Annotated in this window: 11 protein-coding genes and 1 other RNA gene; 6 read left to right on the forward strand and 6 right to left on the reverse strand. The window is 47.4% G+C overall.

Translation table 11 applies throughout. The features are described from left to right. Window positions 1-132: 132 nt before the first annotated feature. Window positions 133-276: a hypothetical protein gene (locus FD01_RS00010; RefSeq protein ID WP_156647249.1), complete on the forward strand. Its 144-nt coding sequence runs from the start codon at window positions 133-135 to the stop codon at window positions 274-276. 111 nt (window positions 277-387) lie between these two features. Further along, window positions 388-825, forward strand: a complete 438-nt coding sequence (locus tag FD01_RS00015) for a hypothetical protein (RefSeq protein WP_054718605.1) — start codon at window positions 388-390, stop codon at window positions 823-825. A 72-nt stretch (window positions 826-897) separates the two neighbouring features. Here FD01_RS00015 and FD01_RS00020 read toward each other — a convergent pair whose 3' ends face one another. Next, complete coding sequence (locus FD01_RS00020) at window positions 898-1,224, reverse strand: bacteriocin immunity protein (RefSeq protein ID WP_054718602.1); 327 nt, start codon at window positions 1,222-1,224, stop codon at window positions 898-900. 130 nt (window positions 1,225-1,354) lie between these two features. Further along, window positions 1,355-1,720 carry a hypothetical protein gene (locus tag FD01_RS00025; protein WP_056962186.1) on the reverse strand — a complete coding sequence of 122 codons (366 nt, stop codon included), beginning with the start codon at window positions 1,718-1,720 and terminating at the stop codon, window positions 1,355-1,357. Window positions 1,721-2,632: 912 nt separating this feature from the next. Between FD01_RS00025 and FD01_RS00030 the strand changes: the two genes are divergently transcribed. Further along, the gene (locus FD01_RS00030; RefSeq protein WP_054718596.1) at window positions 2,633-4,393 is read left to right on the forward strand and encodes a helix-turn-helix domain-containing protein; all 1,761 of its coding nucleotides are present in this window, start codon (window positions 2,633-2,635) and stop codon (window positions 4,391-4,393) included. Between the two features lie 123 nt (window positions 4,394-4,516). On the opposite strand, the gene FD01_RS00035 is transcribed toward FD01_RS00030, so the two are convergent. The 3 genes from FD01_RS00035 to gpsB form a co-directional block, all read right to left on the reverse strand. Then, window positions 4,517-5,650: a THUMP domain-containing class I SAM-dependent RNA methyltransferase gene (locus FD01_RS00035; protein WP_056962187.1), complete on the reverse strand. Its 1,134-nt coding sequence runs from the start codon at window positions 5,648-5,650 to the stop codon at window positions 4,517-4,519. 125 nt (window positions 5,651-5,775) lie between these two features. Next, window positions 5,776-6,134, reverse strand: an RNA gene (rnpB, locus tag FD01_RS15595) — RNase P RNA component class B. 13 nt (window positions 6,135-6,147) lie between these two features. Further along, complete coding sequence (gene gpsB / locus FD01_RS00040) at window positions 6,148-6,546, reverse strand: cell division regulator GpsB (RefSeq protein WP_056962188.1); 399 nt, start codon at window positions 6,544-6,546, stop codon at window positions 6,148-6,150. Between gpsB and FD01_RS16910 the strand changes: the two genes are divergently transcribed. Further along, a complete protein-coding gene (locus FD01_RS16910) occupies window positions 6,536-6,706 on the forward strand; it encodes a cysteine rich repeat-containing protein (RefSeq protein WP_162257327.1) in 171 nt (56 codons plus the stop codon). The two genes, gpsB and FD01_RS16910, sit on opposite strands and share 11 nt — an antisense overlap. On the opposite strand, the gene FD01_RS00045 is transcribed toward FD01_RS16910, so the two are convergent. Continuing rightward, entirely contained in the window at window positions 6,637-7,188 is a 552-nt protein-coding gene (locus FD01_RS00045; protein ID WP_056962189.1) for an SLOG family protein, read from the reverse strand. The two genes, FD01_RS16910 and FD01_RS00045, sit on opposite strands and share 70 nt — an antisense overlap. Window positions 7,189-7,263: 75 nt before the next feature. Between FD01_RS00045 and recU the strand changes: the two genes are divergently transcribed. Both recU and FD01_RS00055 read left to right on the forward strand, forming a co-directional pair. Then, window positions 7,264-7,881, forward strand: coding sequence for a Holliday junction resolvase RecU (recU, locus tag FD01_RS00050; RefSeq protein WP_056962190.1), 618 nt, complete (start codon window positions 7,264-7,266; stop codon window positions 7,879-7,881). Next, complete coding sequence (locus FD01_RS00055) at window positions 7,874-10,210, forward strand: PBP1A family penicillin-binding protein (RefSeq protein ID WP_056962191.1); 2,337 nt, start codon at window positions 7,874-7,876, stop codon at window positions 10,208-10,210. The genes recU and FD01_RS00055 overlap by 8 nt, the downstream gene beginning before the upstream one ends. Window positions 10,211-10,381 lie beyond the last annotated feature (171 nt).

The following is a 10,381-nucleotide window of genomic DNA, read 5'->3' on the forward strand; positions in this document are numbered from 1 at the left end:
TTTTGAATACATAATGACATCATACCCGAAGTCCAGGTTTTTGTCCGCACGCCCGTTGCGATAATTCTGGCATTGCATCAACACGATTCGTTGTTCACTCCACTAGCGTTTTTGGCTTTCGTGGTTGGCATCATGACAAGTCTGACCATGGTTTGGCAAACGACGCACTTTATGTCGCGTGAATGGTTGGCAGGCATCGTCATTTCTATGACCGTGGTGAGCTATGTGATTTATATCCTGTGGATGCGGCATAGCACTCGGAGCTTGAAGGATTAACGCGATTAGTCGTTAAGACGATTGGCAAGGTTGATCAATTCTGCTTTACTAACCCACGAGAACATGCGAAACTTAGAATTAATCATTTCGTTTTCATTGGAGGGTTGCAAATTGAATCGGATGTATTTTGCCATTGTGCTGATTTTGGAATTGATCATCTTATTTCTTTTTCAAGATCATCTCGGCCACGCTTTGCCAGTCGAATTAAATGTCTTCACCGGATCGATCGTGATGTCGGCCAACTATTCTGACGGGATCTTACTGCCAGCGATGTTGTTGCTGATGGGCATTCACGTGGCTGCGTTTGGTTTGCAAGCCCTCGCCCAAGTGTTTCAACAGCGAGCGGCCACCTTCTCTGAATTAGACGCCAAGTTGTTGCATGTCTTCAGCGTATATTTGGAAGGCTTCTCGATCATCTTGATGTTTTACCTGTTCAAATTTGCGCTAAAAGGTATTCTACTGATGATGCTCAGCTATGCGTGCTTGGCAGTCGTGTTGCTGGAATTAGGTCTGGCGTTTAAGGCGATGCACAGCGGGCAACGCAACTAAACTTTGTCGAAATCTTCGAACGCAAAAATACCAGTTAAGCCAAATTAACGGCTTAACTGGTATTTTTTGCGATTAGAATTGGCTCTTGTCTCCATACCAAGCACGATAAGAACCGTTCAGTCCGGCATGTTGCCCGATCTGACTAATTTGTGTAATCAGCTCAAGTTCTGATTCTGTGAATTTAATTTTCTCATTATAACCGGTGAAATGCAGGTAATTCGCTAACTTATTGGCGACGACAACTGGATCACGTTGGCCAATGTGCTGGTAAGCCCGCATTAGGGATTCCCGAATATCTTTGGTTTTTGGATCGTCAGCTTGTGCAAGGCAGTTATATAACTCGTGAATTAAATCTGAGACGGATTGTTGCTGTTCGCTCAATTTCTTAGAAATATCCATGTTTATGTCCTCCAGTCGTTCTACCCTTTAGCCCAACCATTCACAGTTTCAACGCAATTGTAAGTTTCTTGGTATATATTGTCAATTTGAAATCACCGCGGACAGAATTACGACTATCTCAGTACTATCCTTAGGCCAGTTTAGTTCTGTTACCGTTGAATTCCACCCCAAAGATGATGACAGCGAACAACAATCGTACACCAACTTGCGCCCATAGATCGGTCCAAGCTTTCTGATAAATCACCGCTATGACAAAAAGTACAAGCATCAGCCCAATCGCCCACAATTCTAATTTGGGGTAAAAAGTTTTATGCGCAACGATTTGCAAAATACCGCTAGCAAACATGCCCACCGCGGTGAGTAACCCGATCAACTCCGTGATCACGCTGCCCACGCCCATACCCAAAACAGCTATGAGGCCAATCAAAGAGAGAAGCAAGGGTGAAAAGCCAGCAAGTAAAGCGATAATCCCTGAAATCAACTTTGCAATTTTCATATCCATCCTCCATCTTGGCCAAAATGCTGATCAGATGCATTCGATCGTGCGTGGTATTTTAATAGAGTAAGTTGTGAACCAGTGCGTTACCCTGATTGTGTTCATGTGGGTTAAAGCCTTGACCAGTTCTGATTCCGTCAAGCGGCACGATCATAAAAGCCTGATCAACAATTTATTCTATAGGAGCACCTCCCTTGATTTGTTGGTTAATTCTGGTTCAACGCTCGTCCAACCTTAAAATAACGAGCAGATCACATCACGATTGGCTTTCATGAGTCCCTTAATCGTAGTGGTCAGGATTTTCTCCTATAGGGAGCCTCGAACCCCCGAGGTTCTTTCTTCAACCAACTGTTCCTCATCCCCAAAGTGAAGGTGCAGCCAAAAACGGCACTGATTTTCTGAATTCAGAAAGTCGGTGCCATTTTAATTATCCACGATGATTAGGTTGCGAGCTGAGTTGAACGTGAAAACACCTTGGCAGCACGTGGACAACTCCAGATAAGCGTCTCTAGTTTTCGTCACGTCCATATCGCCAAACGGTGGTGGCAAGTATAATTTGAGACCATCACGCCTGCAATCGTTCAGATAAAAAGCTCAAACAAACTACCTTCTTCTGCCTTGAAATCCAGCAAGGCTATTTTTTTGCCAAAAAACACCTCAAAAATCCCAAAATCGCGTGCTCCGCACGAGGGCTGGCAAGCCAGCCAAATTTAAGGTCAAGTGCAAAAGCCGCGTGCTCCGCCCGCATGGCTGGCTGTGCCAGCCCAGAACCAAAGATGTAAAAGAAAAGAGGTGAGACAAATGATCTTAGAACCTTTATGGAACGAACCAATCGGTGCTTAATTGCAAGAACCCTTATGTCATCTGGCATAAGGGTTCTTTTATCGGTAAAATGGCATCGAGGGGATATTAATGAAGCCAGAATTTATGATCGGAACTATTTTTAAGCACTTTCGGATAGAGCGAAAGATCAGCTTACGTGCCGCTGCGCAAGGATTGACAGCATCCACGATCAGCCGATTTGAAAACGGTCAAGTTGATATTAGCGCGGATGCAGCAAAAGCGCTGATGGTCAATATTGGGATGGATGCCGAAGAACTCGACTATTTACGAGACACTTCATTTCCCGACCCGTTTTCAGCGTTTGTTCGTGGTGATCTCGCGGAAATTCGGACTGCTGCAGAGATATTTTTAGCATCCAGACCGATTACACCACTGACTCGTCTGATTCACACGGTACTGCCCTTGCTCACCTCCGATGAACCACCCACAGCAAGGTTGAAGCAGCAACTTGCAAACCTGCTAGCTCATCCGCTACTTTGGGGAAACGTTGAAGCGACGATTCTGCTTGCCGTTTTGCCACAAGCCAGCAGTGAATTTAAGCGTCTCATCTGGCAAAGAATCGCCAAGCAGTCCGTTGAGCGGCCAAATTGGCAACATCTTACTGTTGCAATATCCGCACTGGTCTTGATTTCACACGATGACGGTCCACTTTTGCCAATGATTCACCAAGATCTCAAGCAGATACTCGCTCAAAACAAGCTAAGTACTCGCAATATTGTCACCAAGCCTTTGCTGATTGCCGCTTCACGCTTATCTGTCAATGATAATATTGGTGAGCTTGTTTACCAGTTGCAACAAGTTAACGCAAATCAAATGGCTGATTTCTTAGCTTCCGTTCAATCAAAACATGCCTTGCCAAAGAAATCATGGCATAATCCTTCACTCCAGGATAACCACAAATTAAGTCTCGAAATTGTGCCTAACGAAGAAATCATCTCTGGACAGGCAATTGCCAAACTCCGCAAACAACGTGGCCTTACCATTGATGAAACGATTGGCGATTGGAACGTTTCCACTCAAAGTCGCTTTGAAACTGGCAAGATAAGCTTGGGGTTCACCAAATTGTTAACCCTACTTGATACCTTATTGATTCCACTGGCTAGGGCGGTTGTTGGTCAAGATGCTGTGACCTCGTTTGAACATCTTCAACACCACTTGGCGGATATGGGTGAATTGATCGAGCAGCATACGAAGGCTGATTTCTTTAACTTAGTCCAGCAATTTGTCGATGATCATCGCAATTTACCGCCGGCGTTGCTGGCAATGCAAACCTACGCCGTAAAATCATCAATTGCTCGATTTGCTCAGCCAATTTGCGAGACACCAGAAGAAATCACCCCTAGCATTTCTACCAAAACGCAACAAATCGTGATCGACTATGTCAGTCGTTTGGAGTGGATCAGTCATTTAGATGCTTTGTTGTTGAAAATGATCCTGCCTGGCGTCACTGAACCCTATATCGAGTCCTTGACACTGGCGATCCTGCCGAAAATTAAGCCAGGATCACCTGGTGAGAGTGAATTCTATCAGAAGAGTTCATTCTTGACTTATGGCCCGCTGTACCTCCAAAAAGGCGAGCTCTTGCGTACTGTCGCGGAATTTCTGACGTATCATCAACGCTTTGACGCTGACTGGCGCGTTCAGCGCGGGTGTGCCTACGCTCACCTTCTTTGCGAGACTTTTAACCAACCAACGCCTGAAACAAACCAACGCGCAATTGAATTCGGCAAGGCGTTTAAGTCACTGATTGCATATCAAGATGCGCCGTTCGTTCCCGATCGCTGGATTCAATTTGCTATTGACCGCGACTACAAGAAATTGGAACACTGAACCAAAAATAAAGGTATCCTCACCGACTACAGGTGAAGATGCCTTTATTTTAATGGATTTGGTTGACTCCGGCGATCAAGTATTTCGTGTTTAAGTCCGTTTAAACTTGATGGGATGATCGTTTTACTTCCGTGGTGTCCGTTGCGCCCAATATTGATAATAATCCGTCCGCAATGCCCCGTTATACAACTTCCGACGCTTGGTGGCTTTGGATCCGTAAACTTTTTCAAAGCCAAGGTCAGCCGTCAGAATATATTTACTCCAACCAGGCAGTGCCGCATAAGTTTGGCCCATTTCTCGATACAGCTTGCGGGCGGCATCGAGTTCACCTAAGCGTTTCCCATAAGGGGGGTTAGCCACGATCACGCCGCGTGGTTTGTCGGTTTTGAAGTCTTTGGCGGCGAGTTGTTTGAAGGTGATGTCATTCAACAAGCCTGCTTGCTTGGCGTTTTCTTGGGCGATGGTGATCATTTCTTGGTTGATATCATAGCCTTGAATGTCAAGCTTGATGTCCCAGTCGGCTTGGTCCATCGCTTCGTCTTTCACGGCTTGTAAGACTTTAGGATCCATAAAGCGGAAGTCTTCGAAGGCAAAATGCCGCAACATCCCAGGGGCAATGTTGTGTCCGATCAATGCCGCTTCGATCGGTAAAGTGCCAGATCCAGTCGTCGGATCAACAAACGGCATGTCAGGATGCCAGTTGGTCAACATCACCAAAGCAGCCGCGAAGTTTTCTTTCAATGGCGCATCCCCTTTAGCCACCCGATAGCCCCGCTTGAATAAACTGGAACCGGTGGTGTCGATGGTGAGTGTGGCCACATCTTTGAGAATGGACACTTCCAGCGGATAAGTGGCACCAGTTTCTGGCAAGCGGCCGCGACGATGGTAGACTTCAGATAATTTGTTGACGATTGCCTTCTTGGTGATGGCTTGCACATCAGGTTCAGAGTGCAGAATTGAGCGGATCGAGCGACCTGCGACTGGGAACGCCGCATCCATTGGCAAATAGTGATCCCAAGGTAAGGCTTTGACCCCTTCAAACAATTCGTCAAACGTGGTGACTTTGAATTGGCCGAGCACGATCTTCACCCGATCGGCAGTGCGCAACCACACGTTGGCTTTGGCAATGGCGGTTTCGTCGCCTTCAAAAAAGACTTTGCCGTTTTCATTGCGGGTCTTGTAGCCGAGGGCTTGTAATTCGCGGGCGACCAGTGCTTCTAAACCTGCCGCCATATGTGCAACTAATTGATATTGCATAAAAGACAACTCCTTTGTGAGCGTGGCGCCAATCAGTGACGCACGGTTGAATCAAACAGTTTCAGTATACATAAATTATCATAAAAAAACGACCCAGGTTGCCCCAGGTCGTGCCTCTTGTAAACCTCTATAAGCCATGTTTTGTTCCAGTACCTGCCAGGCAGCAGATACCTTCAGTAATCATCTATCTCAGCTTTCGCTGTCTGAGCGTTGGTTCATTTCCTCTACTCAGACGCCCCTACCAAAGTTTGGGTTACTCGCTCGCGGGGTTTACCCGTTCCAATCCACCAGTTTCCCGATGACATCGTCTCTGTGGCACTTTTCAGACTCGCCTGCATGACCGAAGTTTTAGCAATTGAGTCGCCGTTACCGATTTCTCAGTACCCAGGCTTATTGGGCCTGGCACGAACACTACTGGCATCGCAGCCAGTGCGGGCATGGACTTTCCTCACCTAACAGATGCTAGGCGCGATTACTCAAGGTTTACAAGTTAAAAATCAATATTGATCAATACCGCCGCCATTGTTATGGCTTTGCGTACTGTTGCCGCCGTCTGAAAGCTTAGAGCCAAAGACGTGGCGTTCCAAATTGCTGAGACGCTTCAAAATGTCATAGTTGGTGACATTGCCACTTGGTGCTTGTGGCGTCGCCGTGGCAACATTTTTAGACACGTTGAGTTGTTTGGTCAACTCATCAACACGGCTGAAAAGCCGGTTGTTTTCTTCGTTTAAGCGATCGATTTCCGCCGTAAAGCTTTCATAGTCACGAATGATCCCATCCAGAAATTCATCGACTTCATCAGGATCATACCCACGGACTTTGTTCTTGAAGCTTTTGTCCAAGATATCTTTAGGTCCGTATTTGACGGAGAAAGTTGCGTCGCTTTTGTTATCCATAATCGAACACCTCATCATCACAGCACAGGATGTATTTATCATACCACAGCTTTACAAGCATTGCACGGGCAATCTGAAAAAATTCTGTGATCACGAATTGTCACTTAATTCGCGCGCAGCGTCTTCTAAGTCATCCATACTCAATGCCTTCACGGGATAATCGCGGCGTTTGCTTTCGGCAATGGCGACGTTGTACAAATATTCTGCTTTACCAGGATAATCGGTATCATATAGAAATAACGCGCCATCTGTGTGCTGGGCCATAAAGCGATTATACCCAGATAATTGGGCGGGTTGTTGATACGGCGCATCGCTGGTTGCCCGCGTGAAGGTCACTTGGCTTTGTAAAGCTTCGAGTTTGCCGAGGTTGGTTTCATTCCAATGACTGCCAAAATCCGTAAATGGCGTCATCAAAGCCGTCTTCAATTGTGGGTAATCTTTGCGCAATTCAAGCGCGACTTCCAAGCTCCATTGCTCGACACCGAGCTCGCCACCCGTGATCACCCACTCCAAACCATCTTCCAAGGCGGTGACGAGTTCATTTTTTAAAAGATATTTAATCACTGTCAATTTCGGGTCTGCGTCGCCATGAACGCTTAATTCCCAAGACCGATAGCCACTGATCCACAGTCGATCGCCCATATTTTCACTCCTTTAGTGGTAGGCGTTAGGGATTTCACAAAAAGCTGGTATAATACCAACTAGGAGTGTGATCACATGCCAATTCATTACCCTAATGGTAAGCCATACCAAGGCGGCGCGCAAACTGCGGCGCAAGCGGTGAATTACGGCGGGCGCGGGATGACGTTGGAACAAGAGCTCAATGCCACGAATGATTATTATCGGCAATTGCGCATGGCGGTGGTGTACAAAAAGCCCACCCCGATTCAAATCGTCAAAGTCGATTACCCGTCGCGCGCCCAAGCCGTGATCAAAGAAGCCTATTTTAAAACCCCTTCCACCACCGACTACAACGGCGTGTATCAAGGGTTATACTTAGATTTTGAAGCCAAGGAAACCAAAAACAAAGCCAGTTTTCCCTTGAAAAACTTCCACCCGCATCAAATTCGGCATTTTTCGGAATGCTTAGGGCAAGCGGGTGTGTGTTTTGTGGTGATGCGCTTTGTCACCTTGCATCGTTTGTTCGTTTACCCGGCCAGCAACTTGATCATGTATTGGCAAGCCGCTGACACCGGTGGGCGCAAATCGATCCCGCTAACAGACATTGAAACCAACGGATTTGAACTGCACCCGAAATTACAACCACCGATCCCATATCTTGCTGGCGTCGATTGGTTAATTCAAACAAAAAAGGTAGGAATCATCGATGAGTAAACCAGCACCGTCTCGCATGGCCAATCGCCGTAAAAAATCCCCTGCGAAAAAGCCTAAGGGCAACTTGTTCGTTCGCATTTTAAAATGGCTCGCCATCGCCTTTGTCGCAGTGTTGATCGGCGGGTTGGCGCTTTTTGCCTATTATGCCAAAGATGCCCCGAAAGTGAACCAAGCAGTGTTGACCTCGGCTGGTAGCTCGATCATTTACGATGACAAAGGCAAAGAGTTGACCACGTTAGGCGTGGAAAACCGCTTGTACGTCAACTCCAGCCAAATTCCCCAAACCTTAAAAGATGCCGTCATTTCGATTGAAGATCGGCGCTTTTATAAAGAAAAGTTTGGCGTTGACCCGATCCGAATCGTTGGCGCTTTCGTCAATAACGTCACTGGGAAATCCAACGGCCTTGAAGGTGGCTCGACGTTAACGCAAGAATTGATCAAGCTGTCGGTGTTCTCCACCAAAGCAAGCGATCAAACCTTGCGCCGCAAAGCCCAAGAAGCTTGGCTGGCCATGCAAGTCGCTCAAAAGTATTCTAAAGCGCAAATTTTGGAATACTACATCAACAAAGTCTGGATGGACAACAACCAATACGGGATGGCCACCGCGTCGAAATATTACTACTCCAAAGACTTGAGCAAGTTGGACCTGTCGCAAACCGCGTTGTTAGCCGGCATGCCACAATCGCCTGCGACTTACGATCCTTACACGCACCCAGCCGCGGCTAAATCTCGGCGTGATGACGTCATCGATGCGATGTTGCGGGATAAAAAGATCACCAGCGCTGAAGCCACCAAAGCCAAAGCCACGCCGATCACCGACGGCTTAGTGGCACAAAAGAGTACCACTGCCACATCGACGAATGACAAAGTGATCGATTCTTATTTGACCTCAGTGATCGCCGAAGTCAAAAAGAAGATGAACACCAATCCTTACACTGCCAACTTACGCATTTACACTAACATCGATCTCGATGCGCAAAAGAAGTTGTACAACATCGTCAACTCTTCGGATTACATCAACTTCCCTAGTGACAAAATGCAAACGGCGGTGACGATGACGGATCCTAACTCTGGTAAAGTCATCGCCCAAATCGGTGGTCGTAAAACTGGCGACGTGCAACTGGGCTTCAACCGCGCCACTCGTAACACTCGCTCCAATGGGTCGACGATGAAGCCGTTGATGGATTACGGGCCAGCCATTGAGTACTTGAACTACTCGACGTATCAATTACTCGACGATTCGGCTTACACTTATCCTGGCACCGATATTCAACTGTACGATTGGGATAAGAAGTATCAAGGGACGATTTCCATGCGTAAAGCCTTAGTGGGTTCGCGTAACGTCCCAGCGGTCCGCACCTTAGCGACTGTCGGCATGTCTCGCGCTACGAAGTTCTTGAAAGGCTTAGGCATCACCCTTTCCGACTCAGAAAAACAAGCGTTGTCTAGTGGGATCGGCGCTTCGGTCAACACGGAACAAGAAGCCGGGGCATATGGCGCGTTTGCCAATGGCGGGACTTATTACAAGCCTTACTATGTGCGCAAAGTCGTCGCTGGCGACGGGACAACCACCAACTTCGATGCCACTGGCACCCGTGCGATGAAGTCCAGCACCGCTTATATGATCACCGATATGCTCAAAGGCGTGATGACCTCAAGCGATGGCACTGGTTCAACGGCTAAGGTCTCTGGGCTTTATGAAGCTGGGAAAACTGGGACCACCGATTACACTGATGACGAACTCAAAGCCAACCCGGCCTTGAATGCCACTGGGATCTCGAAAGACTCCTGGTTCACCGGCTACACGAAGAAACGCGTGATTTCTGTTTGGACGGGTTATGACAAGCCAACTTATGCTGGGATGGATTATACCGAACAAGAAATCGCCCAAAAGATCTACAAGTACTTGATGGCATATGAAGTCGAACATGCCAACTTAGCCAATACCGATTGGACCAAGCCAAGCAACGTCAACGTCTACCACATTCTCTCCGGTTCTAACCCTGGCACTGCCATCACGGGCAACACCAGCGGCACCACGCGTGAATTGTACTTGTCTGGGCATGGTCCAAGCAGTCAAAGCGCCGTGGCCAGTTCTTCGAAGTCCAGCTCAACTAGCAGCACATCTAGTTCTGAGACATCAAGCTCGAGTGAAAGTGAATCCAGCTCTAGCTCGATTTCAAGCATTGTCGAAAGCGCCAGTGCTGCCACAGCCTCAACGCCTTCAGACAACAGCAGTAGCGCCGCTAGCTCGTCGTCACAGCCCGCTGCCGCTTCGACGTCTAGTTCTGCGCCAGCAACTAATACTAACTCAGCGTCACAACATTAAGCCATTTCAAAAGGCGATCCGGAAAAAATCGGATCGCCTTTTTTGTTGACATAATCATGTCTGTGGAACCGTTAACAGTTTAAGGCACAACAAATCCACGAAACAGTCGCCTATTGTAAGCAGGAGATAACAGCACGGATTCCCTAATCAAATTTCCAGCGGTACACTGAC

Source organism: Lacticaseibacillus manihotivorans DSM 13343 = JCM 12514 (genome assembly GCF_001435035.1).
In the GTDB taxonomy this organism is placed as follows: Bacteria; Bacillota; Bacilli; order Lactobacillales; family Lactobacillaceae; genus Lacticaseibacillus; species Lacticaseibacillus manihotivorans.